The following is a 17,747-nucleotide window of genomic DNA, read 5'->3' as shown; positions in this document are numbered from 1 at the left end:
CGGCTTTTGACGTGACGTAACACACTTCCAACACGAATGAGCTGACCGAGAATGAGGCGAGATCACAAGCTGGTACGTAAAGTCTTGGAGTTCGTCGAAGAACGCGGCAGTCGCGTGTTCAAAGGTGCGATCAGTATCGAAGGCTACGAACGAGATCAAATCGTTCACCATATCTATCTGCTCGTCAGTGGCGGATTCATCGAGCTTGGACAAGAAACGCTCGCCAATCGCGGTCCTTTGGTCCTGACCTGGAAAGGCTGCGATTTCTTGGATCAACTGCGTGCCCGTGAAGGCAAAGCCTGATTTCAATATCGATCCAGTGCATTGTCCATTTGGGGTTAGCCGTTTTGGCGTTAGCCACGGTTGTGTCGCGAGAACCGTGGCTAACGCCAAAACGGCTCATTCATCGAACCCACGTTCTAAGAGAACCGTGGCTAACGCCAAAACGGCTCATTCATCGAACCCACGTTCTAAGACTGGACGATGCACTAGTCAATCGGATTCGAGTTTCGCGGCGAGTTCCTTTGCCGCTTTGAGGTCGAGCTTTCCGGTGCCCAGCATTGGGATCTCCGGGACGACGTGAAATGCATCCGCCGCGGGAATGAACAGGTTCGGCAAGCCTTCTGCTTTGAGGTGCTCTCGCAATGCGTCAATGCTCTTGCCAGTTTCTTTGTGCAGGACCACGATCCGTTCTCCCTTCTTATCGCAAGGAACAGCAGTCACGCAAACGCGAACTTCTTCGTCGTCCTCTCCTTCGGCCATTGCACCGGCCAACGCTTCCTCGATTCGAACATGCGGGACCATTTCGCCACCGATCTTTGAAAAGCGGCTCAGTCGTCCTGTGATGTGCAGGAACCCCATGTCATCCACGTGAGCGATGTCACCGGTCGTGTACCATCCGTCGTGGATCGCTTCGGCCGTCTTCTCTGCCTGATTGGCATAGCCCTTCATCACGTTGGGTCCGGTGATCAACAGCATTCCGTCTTCACCTGCAGGCAATTCTTCGCCCGTGTCGGGTGAAATCACTCGCGCGGAAACGCCCGGCATTGGACGTCCTACTGATCCTTCGACGCGATCGGGCTGATACCTTGCCGGCGATCGGCTCGGCGGTACGTTGACCGACACCAGTGGGCTCAACTCCGTTGCCCCGTAGCCTTCGACCGGACGAACGCCAAATTTCTTTTCAAAGGAATCAAACAATTCGGCCGGCATCTTTTCCGCACCAACGATCACCACATCCAACTTTTCAAACTGCTTTGGTTCGACGCGCTTGAGGTATCCACGCAAAAACGTTGGTGTGCCCAACAGCACCGTGACGCCGTAGCGTTCAGCCATCTTTCCGACTTGGCGTGAATCGAGTGGATTGAAGTGATAAACGCCGCTGGGGCCCAGCGTCTGAGCGCCCCACAACGTGATCGAGTATCCGAATGAGTGAAAGAATGGCAAGACGCCGAGAATCGTATCGTGGTGATCCAACTTGACGGCACGCCGGATGGCTTCGACGTTGTGGCTGACATTTGCGTTGCTCAGCAAGACGCCTTTGGGCATTCCGGTACTGCCGCTGGTGAAGATCACGGTCAAGATGTCGTCGGGGTCGATTCGATGCAGCCCCAACACGCGTTTGAGCAACCACTGAGGAAAGCAAACGGCTTGAACGAAGGAAACCAGCTTGTCCCATTTCGTGACTTTGGACGGGATCGACTCCAGCATCACCAATTCAGCGTCGACCTTGAGATCGACCTTGCTCATGAATTTCTCGCTCGTCAGCACCTTCTTGATCCCGACATCAGCGATGCAATGATTGATGACTTCGCTGCTCACGGTGTAGTTTAGGTTGGCAGCGACGCGGCGGTCGAAGGCAAGCGCGATGTTGGCCAGCACGCCACCGACACTGGGCGGCAACAGCAAACCCACGAATTTGTCCTCTCCCGTCAAGACTTCACGTCGCAGGACTCGTCGCAGCACCAAGGCTCGAATCAGAGCTTCTCGTCCGCGGACTTCGACGCCCGATGAGTCGGCCACTTGTAGTCGCGATTTGTTTTCCCGCCAGGAGCGAATGACATCGCTGGCCAGGTTGGGTAGGTCAGCTCGTCGTTCGATGTCGGCTTGCGATCCCAAGTCCTGTACTTGAGAGCGAACCAAGTCGACGGGCGTGTCCGTCGGCATCGGCTTTCCGACGTAAAGCGTCAGTTTGCGACGAAATTTTTTGGGCCATTTGAAAAAGAACTTGCCTTCGGAAAAGCTAAAGATGCTGCCCCACATACCGTCCAGCCAAACCGGTACGATCGGAGCGTCCGTGCCTTTGATCATCTTCGTCAATCCGGGACGGAACCCCTGCAGTTGGCTGTTGCGAGTAATGGTTCCTTCCGCGAACACACCGATCACGTCACCGTTGTTCAGCCCTTCGCGAGCTCCCTTGATCGCTCTGCCGATCGACTTGGGACTCGCCGTCATCATGATCGTGTCGAACGCAGCGGCGATCCACTCAAGGATCTTTCCCTTGAAATTGCCTCCGTCGACGACGAAGCGAACGTTGCGTGGCAACATCCACAGGATCAGGATACCGTCGATGAAAGAGACGTGATTGCTGACCAGCAAACAGCCACCCTCTGCGGGGAGGTTTTCGACTCCGACGACGCGTTTTCGGTACGCCATCGCGAGCATGGGCCGCATCACGACCCGCATGAATTTGCGCGGGGAGACGATCGCCAGGACGATCAAGCACAGAACGATTGCGGCCAAGCCACCGAGAACATACCAAATCATTCGACGGAATTTCCCTACTCAATGAATGCGATCGATCGGAACACGCCCGTCATTTGACGCTTCCGCGATCCCCATGGTCCGAGAGCCCGACTGCGGTCGGGTGTTTCGCAAAAGGAGCAGGATAGAGGTTTCGACGGTGCGTAGGCAATGCGGAACCGGTCGATAGAGTGGATTACGCGACCCGACGAGGTTGTCTCGGACCGGATTTACTTGCCAAGGAACAACAACACCACCGCCAGCAGACCTGGTAATGGGATTCGCCAGAATTCCCACCTCACAGGATTTCTGGCGAAATCCACTACGCCGTCGCGTGATGATGAGGCGCTAAACGGGGCGGCGCTAAACTGTGCGACGCTAAACTGTGCGGCGCTAAACTGTGCGACGCTAAACGGGGCGGCGGCCGGACGATGTTCCGCGGCTGACAGGCGACTTGTCCGGATAGTGTCCTTGCTCATCCGGCTGACAAGGCGGCGACTGCAGCATCGATGTCAGGGTTGTGACGTCCAACTCGCGATCCGTGGACTTGGCCAAGTCATCCCAGCGGACCAATTTACCGGTGACGGTTGCCACGCGTCCCATGATCGCCGTCAACGTACTTTGGGCTCCTTGCTCGATCTCATTGGGACGCTCACCGCGACGTAAAGCAGCGAAAAACGACGCTTGGTGACGCTCGGTGGGGTCGACCTTTTGCCCACCATCGTCTGCTTTCCACAGGACATCACCGTCAGAGCGGAACAGTCGGCCTGTGGTCAAATCCGCATAGCCCGCAGTCCCGTGCAAGTGCTCACTGACACTATTCCAACATCCCACGGACCGGCGACATTGGCTCAACAGCCTCAACGATGGCGAGTAAGCGAACTCGACACTGTGGTGGTCAAAGACTTGTCCCTCCATCCGTTCGTCGCGGCTCATCCATCCGCCCTGGCCTTGCGCCGTTCGCGGGGTTGCCGATAATGCCCAATTGATGATGTCCAGCCCCGAGACATGTTGCTCGACCAGGAAATCGCCGCCGAGCCAGGGGAAGTGGTTCCAGTTGCGAAGCTGATACTCCAGTTCGGTTTCGCCGCGTCGACGTGGCGACAATCGGATCGGCCCGGCATTGCAGTAGGCTCTGGCGAAGACGGGATCACCGATTGCGCCGTCATGGATTTTCGCAATGACTTGTTGATAGATCGGATCCTGTCGATGGGTGAATCCCACGCTACACGCCAAATTGCGTTGTGTCGCAAGCTGGCCAGCGGCCAAAACTTCCCGTACACCGGCGGCATCATTCGCAACCGGCTTTTCCATCAACACATGTTTCCGCGCATCCACCGCAGCGGCAAAATGCAGCGGACGAAAAGCGGGCGGGGTGGCTAACAAGACAACATCAGCATCCGTTTGCATGACTTGTTGATATGCGTCCAATCCGACAAAACGTCGATCGTCCAGGTCGACGTGGTCGCCACATTGTCCTTTGATGGTTCGATAGGCGGATTGCAGTTGGTTGGCAAAGACATCCGCCATGGCAATCAAGACGACGCGTCCGCCGGAGGTGGATTGCTGAGCGGATTTGCCCAAAGCTGCGATCGCCGACTGTGTGCCCCGTCGACCACAACCGACCAACGCCACACGAATCTCATCGCTGCCAAACGCGTGGGCGTTTTGCGCCACCGCCAGTGCGTTGCCCAATGCACCGCCGGCGAGCATGAGCGAGCCGCCCTTGATGAACCCACGGCGTGACGCCGACTGAGTCAGGGGACGCGTCGACGACGCCCCAGAGGGTGATTTGACGGATGGTTCGTCAGATGGTTCGGACTTTGGCATGCAAAGAAGTCGTTGAGATGATTGGGCGGGATTCGAAGGCGGGCGGGGGGCAAAGGCGGAAAGATTCAATTCTATCAGACTTGGCCATCTCGCATTTTAGCGCGTGCACGACTGAGCAGCGGACCGATGCTGTTCTCCGTCATACCGACGGCCAAACTGATTTCATGGTAACTCTTGCCCTCCAAATGATACATTCGCACCACATCGGCTTCGTCTGGATCCAGTCGTGTCAACAGACTTTGCACTTCTTCTCTGTTTTCGAGCCGCGTCACCGGCCCTCTGTGGTCCGCCATCGCCGCTGGCTGAGCGATTGCTTGAGTGGACCCGTTGAGAGAACTCGTTAGCCGCCGCGCGATCACTCTCCGGGAAATAACTGTCAAATAAGTCGCCAGGGACGAGTTTCGGCGAAAACGTCTGAGCACGGCATAGTCGTTTGCCACCAAGGTCAAGAAGACTTCTGCGACCAAATCGTCACGGGTGGATTCGTCGATCGACAAGTTGCGACTGCTCGCGGTGTGTTTTGCAACGTGGACGACCAGCCCCAAGAATCGGTCCACGAAATCCTGCCAGGCGCGCGGAGCACCCGCCAAGCATCGCTCCAACAACAGGCGATCGATTTCAGAAAGACTCACTTTGCGCTACCAGTCCTGAAGAGACACTCGCGATAGACCAACGCGAAAGGGATCGTTCGTTCGGATGATCACCTATCACAGCCCGGTCAACACTCTTTTTTTGCGGTCCACCCAAGTTTCATGTTAGAAGCCACGGGTATCGATAGCAAGCATTGACAGAGACAGAATGCAGTCCTGGCTACCAAATAGGGGGCATGCCCTGTCGGTCATCCCTCATAGAAACGCTGGGATCCTCCCACGACTTGGACGATGCCAATCACACGAACCGCAATCATTTTGCGTACCACTAATTGGTGACCTACCGTTCGGTACTCCAAAGCGTCGATTTCTGCGGCCCCTGCTCGATAGGCGTCCCGAAATGGACATTTTGGAATAAATGGCCCCATCTTTTCGTACTCCACCCAGACCGCCAACTTCTCACGACTCGCATGATCGATAGCAACGCACCCATGGGACCGATCCCAACCGCGACGCCCGAGAGCAACCTTTTTGTGGACGCCGAGGCGGGGCATCAACACGTCCATTCTCTGCTGGCGCAACTCCAAGACGATAGTCACGGGCCGTCTCAATCTCGAGCTGGACAGTCTGAGGCAAAGGTCGAAAACCAGCTCGCCGTCGTTCGCCTGGGAATGGCGACATCACTCTTCTATTCGCTCCGAACCAAGCATCCGGCAACGGCGGCACACAGCCTCCGCGTCGCCTTGTTCTGCAGCGGGTGGGCGGAACGCTTGGGACTCGCGGGCGATCAACGGGACCGAATCGAAGTCGCCGCGCTGCTGCACGATATCGGCAAGATCGGGATCCCCGACCGAGTTCTGCGTAAACCAGGCAAGCTGACGGTCGATGAGCAATTGATGATGGACTTGTGCCCCGAAATGGGCTGCCAAATCTTGGCCGGTTGCACGTCCGACCAAGAACTGCTGGACATCATCCGCTACGGAAACACATGGTACGAAAGCCGACGACATGGCGAAGGCCCCCGGGGCGACGCGTTGCCTCTGGGATCACGCATGCTGGCGATCGTAAACGCGTTCGACGCGATGACGACGGAGCATGTTTATCGTCCCGCCTTGAGTCGCGATCGCGCGATCGTGGAACTCGTGCGTGGCAGCGGAGGTCAGTTCGACGCTCGCTTGGTCGCCGACTTTGGACGCATGCTGGAGGATCACCCCGAGATGCTGCAGGGAGTCGTGGTCAACCGCTGGTTGCAACAACTGCGCCCAGGAACATCTCAAGGTTTCTGGACCGGCAACGCCGACCGAACGGACTCGTCATCCAAATCAGGCCAGGGAACGGTCCTGCGTCGTGAGACTCACTTCAACAAACAACTCCTCCACACTCTCAAAGACGGCGTCGCATTCACCGATGCGGAAGGCAACGTGACCGAGTGGAACGATGCCTTGGCCAGTATGACAGGTGTCTCCGCTGACGCGATGCTGGGCCGCCAATGGTCCATCAGCGCTATCGGTCTTCGCGATGCGGACCGAGACGAGGATACGGAACAGCTTTGCCCGTTGAAGCAGTGCTTTCAATCGTCGGGCTCTGTCAAGCGCCCGATGCTGATCGAACAACCCGGCGAAGAAATCATTCCCGTGCACGTAGAAGTCTCACCGGTTCGCGGGGATGTTCCGGGTACCTTGGGCACCGTGATCGTCGTCCACGATCTTTCCGATCGCGAACACCTGCAGAAACGACTTGAGTCGCTCGATCAACAGACGAAGACTGATGGCTTGACCAACGTCGCCAATCGAGCACACTTCGACGCCACACTGGATGAACTGACCGCGATCACATCGGCCGGCGGACCGACGTTCTCGCTCGTCATCTGCGATATCGATCACTTCAAACGAATCAATGATGTTCATGGTCACCCGGCGGGCGACGAAGCACTCAAGACATTCGCGTCGGTACTGGCAAGCCACAGTCGTGACGGTGATCTCGTTGCCCGATACGGCGGCGAAGAGTTCTGCCTGCTCGCTGCCAATTGTGACAACTCCACCGCAGCTAAGCGGGCCGAAGCGTTGCGTATCGCACTGGAGCATATGCCAATCCCAAGCCTGGGCGGCGAACAGCTGACGGCAAGTTTTGGTGTCACCGAATTCCAGTCCGGCGACTCCCCGGAAACCGTCCTGGCCCGTGCCGATCGTGCGTTGCTAAAAGCCAAAGACAACGGTCGCAATCGCGTCGTCCAATTGGGACTTGGCAAGATGTCCGAGATCTCCGATGACGACTCAAGCAAACATTCATGGTTGAGCTGGTTTACCGGCGGTGCAAAGAACTCGATCGATCAAGTCGACATCTTGACCCCCGTTCCCATCGACCTAGCCATTGAAAAGCTGCGTGGTTTCATCGCCGACCATGACGCTGAAATCATCAACGTGAGCGAAAACCAACTCTCGCTCAAACTGACCGCCACTTGCACCATCGGCGGTCGACGACGCATTGACTCGCAAATCGCGATGCACGTCAAACTGACGCTCAGCAACCCCCAACCAGAGGAGCAACTGCTCAAAAAGATGCAGCCAGGGACGAACACGAAAGTTCACGTCGAGATGAAACCCATTCGCAACCGCGATCGTCGACGTCGAGAGCTGGAGGCTTGCTCCCAACAAGTGGTCGCAAGCTTGAGAAGCTATCTGATGGGCGAAGTATTGCGGCGCAGCCAGTCGACAGACTTAACGTAATCAAAATGATTCAAGCGTCAGATGCTGGTCAAATCTTCATCTGCTTGCCCTACGATGCGGGAAGTCAACAGCTCCACGTGTAGCTGCATCTCTTCTTCTTCTCTGACCGCGTCGAGCCCTTGATTCGACTTCAGCTCCTCAGACTCAACGGTGAACAACGTGGCCAACGCGTTCCGGTCGACGGTGCGCAAATCGTTATCGGTCGAGCCCCCGATTGCGAGGTTGCCATCGCCGATAGCCGTGTAAGTCGCAAACACTGCATGATTCGTGTCGACGGCGACAGAGTCCTCATTCGCGATCTCTCCAGCCGAAACCAAACGTTTGTCAACAAAAAGGCTCTCACGGCTGAGGTCGATTACCAACTGTTTCACCACAGTATCATCCAAGTCGGCAAACACGCATTCCGCACGTCGATCCGCGACGCGGAATCGGGCAAACCTGTTTCGGAGCTGGAACCCGCTGACGGCAGGACACCTGCTCCCCCAGACACCGAGACGATCCACGGATCAGACCTGCTCAATGAGCTGGATCGCCTCGCCTCAGAACTCCACGTCCCGCAAACGGTCGCGGATCACCCCGCAAACATGTCCACCATCTCGGATGAGTTGCCAATCGGTGACAACGAGGACACCCCTGAAACGATAGAACCAGTCGGTCAGGCAGCAGCGATGCAGACGGACACGCCGCATCAGTTACCAGGTGCAAAGCTGGACTCGAAATCCGAACCGGACTCGAAATCCAAACCAGAACCGGACCTCCACTCAACGGGTCATACAAAGTTGCCCGAACACTTGAGGCCCAAAGGCCCCAAGGATTCTCAAGCCGCTGCGGAAAACGCGCTGCGAAACTTGTTCAAGTAAGAGCAATCGCAACGGGATCGCTCGCGAAATCGGCATTTTTACGGGCGAGCTATACTGGATCATGGTCCAACTCCCCGTTGTGAGCAGTCTCCTGAAACCCAACGATGACGATCGTTCGTTCGTGGCGGCTCCCCCTCGATGCCATTCCGAACCGGTACAGCCGTCCTTGCCGACGCACGTGCTGCGTTCGGTCGAACCCTCGCGTGGGACTGCCGCACCCTCTACCACGCCGCCTCCGGTGGCTACCGATGTTGCTGCGCGGTCGACAGAAAACAATGTGACAAAGCTGCAGGAATCTTTCACCAATTCACGAGACACCTCGCTAAGCAACGTTGCGGAAAGCATTACCAACGATATCCCACTGCTCGACGCGATCGATGCCCCCACGACCTCGACGGCAAGTTGGCGTTCCTACGCCTGGCTGATCAGTACCATTGTCCACACTCTGGTGATGTTGCTGCTGGCCCTGTGGACCTATGGCCAACGTGGCACCAACGACGGGATCTCACTGGACGGCTCCACTGCCGAATCAGATGCCGACAATTACGTTCAGATCGAAACGGTACAGCTCGACACCAACGATGTGAACCGCGTGGCAGATCAAGCCGACAGGCCGGTTCAGCTTGATCTCACTCCCAACGATACCAACTTGGTTGCCAAGTCCATCACGACCACACCGAACGCTGTACCCATTGATCCCAGCGTTGCCTCGCTGATGCTCAGTGGTGGCGATGCCAATGCGGTGAATCATTTGACGCTGCTGCCCGGCGGTGGCTTGGGCGGACGCACTCCAGAGGGACGCAAGAAGTACGGCGATCTGTACGGCGCGTCCGGTGCGAGCGAAGCAGCGGTGGAGAAAGCACTCCGTTGGCTCGCCGAACATCAACGCCCAAATGGCAGCTGGTCCTTCAACCTGGATCTGGATCCATGCAACGGTCGCTGCACGCATTCCAAGCATGCCGACGACACTCCGACGCCATCGACCGGCGCAACCGGCTTGGCGCTGCTGGCCTTTCTCGGTGCCGGATACACGCATCAAACCGGCCCATACACAGACACGGTCAAACGCGGGATCTACTACCTGCGTAGTGCCGCAGCCGAAAGCGAGTTCGGTTACGACTGGCAACAGGGCAGCATGTACGGGCACGGCATCGCAGTGATGGCGCTCGCGGAAGCCTTGTCGATGACGGCGAACGATGGTGAATTCGATTCCGACTTGATGCATCTTGTCGAGAAAGGCGCCTTCTTTACCTCCGTCGCACAACATCCCAACGGTTCATGGGGATACGTTCCCGGCCAACCCGGCGACACGACGCTGACGGGTTGGCAAGTTCTGTCGTTGGTCGGTGCAAAACGCGCCGGCATCAACTTGCGCACCAACACACTGCCCAACGCGAAAGCGTTTTTGATGGGCGTGAAATCTGAAAAGAATTACTCGTTCGGTTACCAAAAACCGGATCCCGAACTGACGACCACCGCGATCGCGCTGACGCTGTTGATGTACCTCGGGCAAACACCTGGCTACTCTCCGTTTGACGACGCGATCGATGAGCTGGCTCAGCGAGGACCGACACTCACGAACGTCTATCACGATTACTACGCCACCATGGCCTTGCACCACTGGCGTCATCGCGACTGGGACCAGTGGAACGCCAAACTTCGCGACCACTTGGTTCGCACGCAAGCGACCCAGGGACACGAAGCCGGCAGCTGGCACTTCAAAGACAAGTGGGGAGACATCGGCGGACGACTCTACACCACCGCGATGTGCACGTTGACGTTGGAAGTCTACTACCGACACCTGCCGATGTACGCCAAACCGGCCGAATTTCCGCTCTAGTGCCGGGCTGTTCAAAGTTTGTTGTTGACATTGTTTTCTCAGGCCATGTTCTTGTCCCACGCATCGCAATCAGAGTGAGCCTCAGGCGCTAGCCGTGGGCCGGCACCACAATCCGCCTCAGGCGCTAGCCATGGGCCGGCACCACAATCCGCCTCAGGCGCTAGCCGTGGGCCGGCACCACAATCCGCCTCAGGCCCACGGCTAGCGTCTGAGGCTCACTGGGGACCACCAGCTGCGCCCCGGGAGAGCCTCAGGCCCACGGCTAGCGCCTGAGGCTCACTGGGGGCCACCAGCTGCGCCGGGAGAGGTGATAGAAACTTGCGGGGCGGCATAGTGCCACAACCCCAAATTTTGAACAGCCCAGCGCTAGCCCGGAATATTCACTCGACTCACGAGAGTCATCGCAACACGTTTGCGTGAAACGGCTTGCGCGGATGCGCACGAAAACAGTCTGCGCACATCAGCCGCCACGCGTTAGCGTCCGGTTCTTGCACCTATACACGGGAACCGGACGCTATCGCATCAGCGGCTGATGAATAATCCTGGCTAGTGCATCGTCCGGTCTTGATTTTGGGGTTAGCCGTTTTGGCGTTAGCCACGGTTGTGTCACGAAAACCGTGGCTAACGCCAAAACGGCTCATCTACCGAACCCACGTTCTAAGACTGGACGATGCACTAGGAGTGTGTTATCGCGCCCGACCGCTGAAGCTGGAGTACTCCAGGCTCAAACCAGCGCTCTCCGGGCTCAAACCAGAGCCGTCCGGCCGAGTCGGCCCACACGTTACAATGTTGCGTATCCCTTCCTGTCATTTTCCGCCGTTGCCCCCATACAAGTCTTGCCTAAACGATGAAGCGTCTATCCGTCTCTCTGCTCGTTGGTATCCTGGCAGCCCTGTGGATAACCATGGGCACGGGCCTCCACACATCGTATTGCCTCCTGTCAGCCCAGGACACGCGGCCTGACAAACTCTCGCAACAGAAAAGCGAGTCAGCGGAGACACGCAAGCCACTGATCGGAATCGCCAGCCTTGCCGGTGAAACCTACCTTCACGCGATCCGCAGTTCAGGCGGCATCCCGGTCGTACTGCCCTGCACGGACAGCAATGAAATCCGAATCAACGGCTACCTGGAGCAACTCGACGGCTTGCTGATGCCAGGCGGTCCCGACATTCCACCGTCAGAGTACGGTGAGCAGCCGCACCCGACGGTGAACCTACTGGGCGATGATCGATACAGATTCGAAAAATCGCTTCTCGACGCGTGGGTGAATCGATCGGACAAACCTTTGCTCGGCATCTGTCTTGGCAGCCAATGGATCAATGTTTCTCACGGCGGCTCGCTTCACCAAGACATCCCGTCAGCCTTCAATGTGAATCATCGCGGTGTGACTCACATGGTGCGCCTCGAACCGGACTCGCGACTGGCCAACATCTTTGGCGAAACACGATTCGAAGTGAACTCGTTTCACCATCAGGCTGTCGCTCGGCTGGGCAATGGTCTGCGGATTGTCGCAAAAAGTCCCGATGGTATTGTGGAAGCAACTGAATCCACCGATCCCAACCGCTTTCTACTGGGCGTTCAATGGCATCCGGAGAAAATGCCCGAGAGCGATTTGCAGAGAAAATTGTTCACGGCATTCATTGATGCGTGTGTGACAAACGCGGAAAAGCAACCGTCCAGCAATCCGCTCATCCATGTCGAAACCGGAGAGTTGCCCATCATCCTGTCGGCACCCCACGGCGGACGAAATAGCATCCCAGACGTTCCCGAACGTCTCGGTGTCGGGTCAAAAAAGTTTGTCAATGTCGCGGATTCGAACACGGATCGACTGACCGAGAAACTCGCCGACGAACTGCAACGCCAACTCGGCAAACGACCGTATGTCGTCATTGCCCGATTTCATCGCAAGTATCTCGACGTCAATCGGCGCGCTCAGTGGGCATATGAATCCGATAATGCACGTCTCGCATACGACGCCTATCATCAAGCGATTTCGGACGCTCGTCGAGAGATCATCGAGCGTTGGGGACACGGGCTGCTGTTGGACATTCATGGACAAGCAGCCGATCCCGTCGCGATCTTTCGCGGTACACAAAACGGTAAAACCACTCGCAATCTGACAAGCCGATTTGGCGAACAGGCATTGATCGGCGAGACAAGTTTGTTCGGCCAGTTGGCGAAGACCGGATTGACGATCGTCCCTGAAGTCGACTCGACCGAACGGGAGCACGATGCATTCGACGGTGGCTACATCGTGGTCACTCACGGCAGCCAAGAAGAAGGCAGTGTGGACGCAATTCAATTGGAACTCGGTGGTAGACTCCGAACCAAATCCATGCTCGAGCCGACCGCCGAAAAGTTGGCAACTGCGATCACCGCATTTGCCACCGACTATCTCCCCAAGTCACCTTTGTCAGAAAAAGTCACAGAGGCTGTTGATTGAGTGCGCCGCGACGCGTCAGCGGCCGGGTCTTTGCAACTTCAAACGACACGCACACCGTCCAATACCCGTGGCCTTGACGGCCAGCGGCTCAAAGCACACGGCACCACCAAACATTTGGCAACACACGGGCATTCCAGATCAACGAACATCTTGGATGGCGTTGTAATCAAAGCCTTGGTAGTCGTGGTGATACTCAAGAAAGACGTCCTGATTGGCATCGTTGACTGGCGGCGCAGAATCAATGACCCATCGAACAGCAGGATCGGCTGGGACATCCAGCAACGCGTTCCCTGGGACCGGTGGCAATGGCACGCTCGGACATCCTGGAACGACTTTACCGCAACGCACAGGAACCTCGGCGTTGACATATTTGATGACCGGGTACCGATACCGCTGATTCCATTTGCGAATTCGTTTGACGTACTTGCGAACATTCTTGACGCCGACTGTGGTTTCGCAAACGCCGTTGTTCTCGATGCACTCGCAGTACTGCTCCGCGGTTTCAACTGGCTCATAGACTTCGGCCACCAAAGTCGCCGTCCTCCATTCCCAAGTCACAACGGGATGTAAAACGGTGGTCTTGCAGTCGACGCAGTCGCAACCATTGGTGCTCGCTTGAACAGCCGGACGGAGTGATTCGACAGTGTCATCCGATGGCGAGCTTTCAGGCGGTTCTTGCACGACATTGAACTTCATCGGCTCTGGTTGTCGTGTCCACGTGCTGGCCAATCGGGCTTCAATGGCGTTGTTTTCTGCCTGTTCAACCAACGGGGCGACGGTCGCGACGCAATCAAGCGGTGCGGCGGGGCTTGATTGTTCGTCGGATTCCACCAAACCGGACAACAGCACCGCGGCAAACACGGGGAGAATGAGAAAGTATTTCATGGGTCTGGTTCAAAATGCTTGGGGCCAACGCGGTCATTTCGTTGAGGTCATTTCTTGACGGCGACTTCACAAGTCACGCACAGATTGACGGTTTCTCGGTAGATCTCAGGTTTCGTGAGCGTGACGTGTTGTAATTTCGTTCGCTTCACCAGTCGTTTGACGGTTCTGGTCCCGACTTTCTCGGTACAGACGCCATTGTCATCGCACTGTGTTTCGCAGAACGGCACCGTGTACTCTTCGACTTCCCACTCGTCCAACGGAACAACGCTCTGATATTCAACGATTCGGACTCGCTCAACCTCGACCGATTTGCAGCTGGTGCAGCCGCATGTCTTGCATTCCGGCGGTGGTGGCGGACATGTTGGTGTGGCGGTGCAGTCGTCAGGATAACCACGTCCTGGGAGGATCGATCGAGGCCCGGTCATCAGGGGCGGGCAAGGGAACGTCTCGATCGGACAATTCAAGAATGGGTTTTGCTCGACCGGTAAAACGGGCAAACAGAACAGGGGGTTCATCTGAGTGTGGGGCACAACGTTGTGCTGTGGAAGACAAACGCCGTGATTGGGCAGACCAACCGTCTGCGCGGACGCCGTCCCAGAGAGCGTTATCAACTGCGCAAACAATACTATGGGCGACAAGACAGAGAACAGCGCTACATCTATTCTCATCAGACTCTCCAATGATCAGGAATCGCAACTCGGGTGTCCGTCGACCGACCGATCGACAGCATTCACCCAACAGTAGGACCGGATTACGGAAGCGATGTTGCGTAAACGCAACACGTGTTGCTTTTTCGCAACGTCGTGGCAATCTCTAGCGGACAACGCGATTGTTCGCTTTATTCCGATCAATGGGATGACGAACCGGAATCAGCTCGGACAGCAATCAAGCGTTCGTACGTGCCCAAACCGTTCGCCAGGGAGGATCGAATGCGGCATATGCGAGCAACGCACCGAGAGTAGCCGCGATCGAAAGCGGTACCGTCATCGTCGTCCAAGGTTGCAAGAAGGATTCCCAGCCCATCACGAAATGGATGGCCCATAGTCCCGTACCGACCAACATGCTGGCGATGGCAGCGGCAGAGTTCTTGGGGATGCTGTACAGTCCGATCATCATGGGGACAAACAGACCCACGAGCGTTAGCAGATAGGCTTCCTCCAGCAACTCATACGCACTCTCTCCCACATACGCCAGCACGACGCTGCACACCGAGACCAGCAACACGGCGAATCGATTGCTGCGCAGAGGATCAAAATCACCGCATCGGGGAAACAGATTCTGCGCCAAGACGCTCGCTGGGGAGAGGATCGCGCTGTCAATCGTGGACAGGATCGCCGAGAGCAACGCAACGACAAAGATCACCGCGACGACGGGGTGTAAAAACGAATGCGCCAGTGCGGGCAGGATGTTCAACTCCGCGTCACCAGGAAAAATCAGATTTCCTGCCAACGCGAGCAACAGCGGGATCGCTCCGAACAGCAAGTACATGACGCCCGCGACGAAGCATGCTCGCTTGGCGGTACGCTGGGAGTTCGATGAGAACACGCGTTGCATCAGATCTTGCCCTGGCAAATTTCCCAATGCACCAATGACAAAGACGCCCAGCCAACCCACTAACTCACTCAGCGAAGAACGGGGAATCAAAACCAAACGCTGCGGATCAGTTTCTTGCCCGACACGCATCAATCCGCCCCACGGGCTGCCGCCGCCCAACTCACTCAGCACGACGGTCCCCAGGACCAATAATCCGATCAGCACGAGCGAGATCTGAACCGCGTCCGTCATGGTGACGGACCACATGCCGCCCATCAATGTGTAGCCGGTGCCGACGATCGCGACCAAAGCGATTCCCCATACCAGCGGAATATCAAAGAACAGGTTCAACACGGCAGCCAACGCGGTGAACTGAGCGGCGATCCAGCCAAAGTAACTGGGGACCATGATTAGCGACGAAATCAACTCAGCAGTGGGACCAAATTTTCGTCGAAAGAAATCCGGCACGGTCAACAAGTTCATTCGCCACATCGGTCCGGCGACAAAGAGTGCCGCCAGAATCAAGCACGTACCAGCTCCCAATGGGTCCAGCGCCGCGCGTTGCAATCCTCCCGCTCTTACTTCATCCGCCGCCGTCAGCATCGTGCCGGCTCCAAACCAAGTTGCCAGCAGCGTCATCCACGCCAGAGAGAGCGGCAATTTGCGCCCGGCAACGAGAAAATCATCGACGTCGTGAATTTTTCGCCCGGCAATGACGCCCAGCACGTACATCACGATGAGATAGATGACGATACAGACGCCCAGCAACCACTTCAGTGATGGTTCGATTTCCATACAAGCCAGCCATGTGAAAGCCTGAGTCCGGATCATTCATCAGCCGCAACGCGATAGCCCGGATTATTCATGCGGATGATTGATTTTAGCGCAAACAGATTCTTGACAATGAGTTGTGACATCGTTGGGAAATGCAGATTGTTTTTCATAACCCGACGCGTAAGCGAGGGATCTACCGAGTATCCCTCGCTTACGCGTCGGGTTATGAACAATCGGGGACTGCGTCCGGTTCTCGATTACTGGCTTGAGAACCGGACGCTATCGCGTGGCGGCTGATTTGCGCCGACTGTTTTCGCACCAATCCACGCAAGACGTTTCGCTCAAACGTGTTGCGAAGACTGTAGTGGTCCAGCGTGAATAATCCGGGTTAGGGCTCGGAACGTTGTGCCGAATCTCCCAGACCATTGCCTCCCAGACCATTGTCTCACGCATCACCGTCTCACGCATCATTCTCTCGATGCACGGCACCAAAATTGCATACGTGAAGACTCTCTGAAGCAATTTTTTGAAATATTGGCGACTTTGCGATGTTTTTTTGCCGAAATAGACATTGGCTCACAACTTAACGATAACTTAATATGACGTAGACGGCGTTATTCTCCGTGTTTGACGCGGTCTGGCAAAGTGTTTCCCACCAGGAGCCTTGACATGACCTTTGAGTTGCTCTTTGCGGTCACCGCGATCGGAGTGCTCGGGGTCTTGAGTTACATCGCTGGCAGGCACCTGGGAGCCACGGTCGCGAAAGGGAGACCATGGCTGTTTGTCGAGACGCTCGGCCTGTCCCTGCTCTTTGCGTGGACGATGGCTCATGATTTGGTCTGGGCGAGTGCGTTGCCCGTCGCGGACATCGTTTGCTGGTCCAACGTTTTGCCAATTCTGCTTGCGTTCACCGCTGGACTTGCCAGTCGCACGCCGGGACTTCGTGGTCCGTTTCGTGCCGCAGCGGTAGGGTTGTTTGTGCTGATGGCACTGGGGCATCTGGTCACGCCTGTTGCACGCCCGGTTCTTTGGCCGATTCCTGACGTTCAGTGCGAAGGCTGGAGCAATGGTGTTTGTCTGCAGAGCCACGAAGCAACGTGCGCTGCTGCGGCAGCCGCGTCGTTGCTCAGTCGCCACGAAATTATCAGCGACGAACGAGAGATGATCGACCAATGCCTGACCAGCCTGCATGGAACCTCCCCACTGGGGCTCTATCGTGGTTTGTCGACGGTTGCCGACAAACATGATCACGTGGCCAAAGTCGCCAATGCGGATCCGCTGATGTGGTCGGAAAACAAACAACTGCCCAATGTCGCATTGATCACGCTGGCTCATGGCGAAACACAGCGAGGCGTTACCCAGTTGCTGGGGCCGCGTGGCGAAGGGCACGCGGTGGTGGTGCTCGCTCGCGAGGATGGCCAATGGGTCATCGGAGATCCCGCGATCGGATTGCTGCGATGGAGCGATGAACAGTTCCGCAGTCGCTTTACCGGTGACGCTGTCTTTCTGTCGCGGCGATGATCT

The 17,747-nt window shown here is 56.7% G+C and carries 13 protein-coding genes; 6 read left to right on the top strand and 7 right to left on the bottom strand.

All coding sequences use genetic code 11. From position 1 onward, the window contains the following. Positions 1-51 precede the first annotated feature (51 nt). Complete coding sequence (locus Pla52nx_RS14165; RefSeq protein ID WP_146521039.1) at positions 52-303, top strand: DUF2513 domain-containing protein; 252 nt, start codon at positions 52-54, stop codon at positions 301-303. A 189-nt stretch (positions 304-492) separates the two neighbouring features. Here the strand turns inward: Pla52nx_RS14165 and Pla52nx_RS14160 are convergent, their stop codons facing one another. From Pla52nx_RS14160 to Pla52nx_RS14150, 3 genes are all read right to left on the bottom strand, one after another. Then, a complete protein-coding gene (locus tag Pla52nx_RS14160; RefSeq protein WP_146521040.1) occupies positions 493-2,766 on the bottom strand; it encodes an AMP-binding protein in 2,274 nt (757 codons plus the stop codon). A gap of 384 nt (positions 2,767-3,150) precedes the next feature. Continuing rightward, positions 3,151-4,572 carry a Gfo/Idh/MocA family protein gene (locus Pla52nx_RS14155; protein WP_146521041.1) on the bottom strand — a complete coding sequence of 474 codons (1,422 nt, stop codon included), beginning with the start codon at positions 4,570-4,572 and terminating at the stop codon, positions 3,151-3,153. Between the two features lie 74 nt (positions 4,573-4,646). Beyond that, positions 4,647-5,204, bottom strand: a complete 558-nt coding sequence (locus Pla52nx_RS14150; protein ID WP_146521042.1) for an RNA polymerase sigma factor — start codon at positions 5,202-5,204, stop codon at positions 4,647-4,649. 428 nt (positions 5,205-5,632) lie between these two features. Here Pla52nx_RS14150 and Pla52nx_RS14145 point away from each other — a divergent pair, with 428 nt between their 5' ends. Then, positions 5,633-7,888: a sensor domain-containing diguanylate cyclase/phosphohydrolase gene (locus Pla52nx_RS14145; RefSeq protein ID WP_146521043.1), complete on the top strand. Its 2,256-nt coding sequence runs from the start codon at positions 5,633-5,635 to the stop codon at positions 7,886-7,888. A gap of 17 nt (positions 7,889-7,905) precedes the next feature. Here Pla52nx_RS14145 and Pla52nx_RS14140 read toward each other — a convergent pair whose 3' ends face one another. Next, entirely contained in the window at positions 7,906-8,145 is a 240-nt protein-coding gene (locus Pla52nx_RS14140; RefSeq protein ID WP_231742132.1) for a hypothetical protein, read from the bottom strand. Between Pla52nx_RS14140 and Pla52nx_RS14135 the strand changes: the two genes are divergently transcribed. The 3 genes from Pla52nx_RS14135 (at position 8,080) to Pla52nx_RS14125 (ending at position 13,031) form a co-directional block, all read left to right on the top strand. Beyond that, on the top strand, positions 8,080-8,748 hold the full coding sequence (locus Pla52nx_RS14135; protein WP_342190425.1) for an FHA domain-containing protein: 669 nt from the start codon (positions 8,080-8,082) through the stop codon (positions 8,746-8,748). The two genes, Pla52nx_RS14140 and Pla52nx_RS14135, sit on opposite strands and share 66 nt — an antisense overlap. Positions 8,749-8,986: 238 nt before the next feature. Beyond that, positions 8,987-10,588, top strand: coding sequence for a hypothetical protein (locus Pla52nx_RS14130; protein WP_342190403.1), 1,602 nt, complete (start codon positions 8,987-8,989; stop codon positions 10,586-10,588). An 847-nt stretch (positions 10,589-11,435) separates the two neighbouring features. Next, complete coding sequence (locus Pla52nx_RS14125; protein ID WP_146521046.1) at positions 11,436-13,031, top strand: gamma-glutamyl-gamma-aminobutyrate hydrolase family protein; 1,596 nt, start codon at positions 11,436-11,438, stop codon at positions 13,029-13,031. A 138-nt stretch (positions 13,032-13,169) separates the two neighbouring features. Here the strand turns inward: Pla52nx_RS14125 and Pla52nx_RS14120 are convergent, their stop codons facing one another. From Pla52nx_RS14120 to Pla52nx_RS14110, 3 genes are all read right to left on the bottom strand, one after another. Next, positions 13,170-13,916 (bottom strand): hypothetical protein, encoded by a 747-nt coding sequence (locus tag Pla52nx_RS14120; protein ID WP_146521047.1) that lies wholly within the window; start codon positions 13,914-13,916, stop codon positions 13,170-13,172. Between the two features lie 47 nt (positions 13,917-13,963). Continuing rightward, a complete protein-coding gene (locus tag Pla52nx_RS14115; protein ID WP_146521048.1) occupies positions 13,964-14,584 on the bottom strand; it encodes a hypothetical protein in 621 nt (206 codons plus the stop codon). 217 nt (positions 14,585-14,801) lie between these two features. Next, positions 14,802-16,244, bottom strand: a complete 1,443-nt coding sequence (locus Pla52nx_RS14110; RefSeq protein ID WP_146521049.1) for a sodium:solute symporter family protein — start codon at positions 16,242-16,244, stop codon at positions 14,802-14,804. A 648-nt stretch (positions 16,245-16,892) separates the two neighbouring features. On the opposite strand from Pla52nx_RS14110, the gene Pla52nx_RS14105 reads away from it, so the two are divergent. After that, the gene (locus Pla52nx_RS14105; protein ID WP_146521050.1) at positions 16,893-17,744 is read left to right on the top strand and encodes a cysteine peptidase family C39 domain-containing protein; all 852 of its coding nucleotides are present in this window, start codon (positions 16,893-16,895) and stop codon (positions 17,742-17,744) included. Positions 17,745-17,747 lie beyond the last annotated feature (3 nt).

It is taken from the genome of Stieleria varia, assembly GCF_038443385.1.
Lineage (GTDB): Bacteria > Planctomycetota > Planctomycetia > Pirellulales > Pirellulaceae > Stieleria > Stieleria varia.
This window is presented reverse-complemented; position numbering and strand designations above follow the sequence as displayed.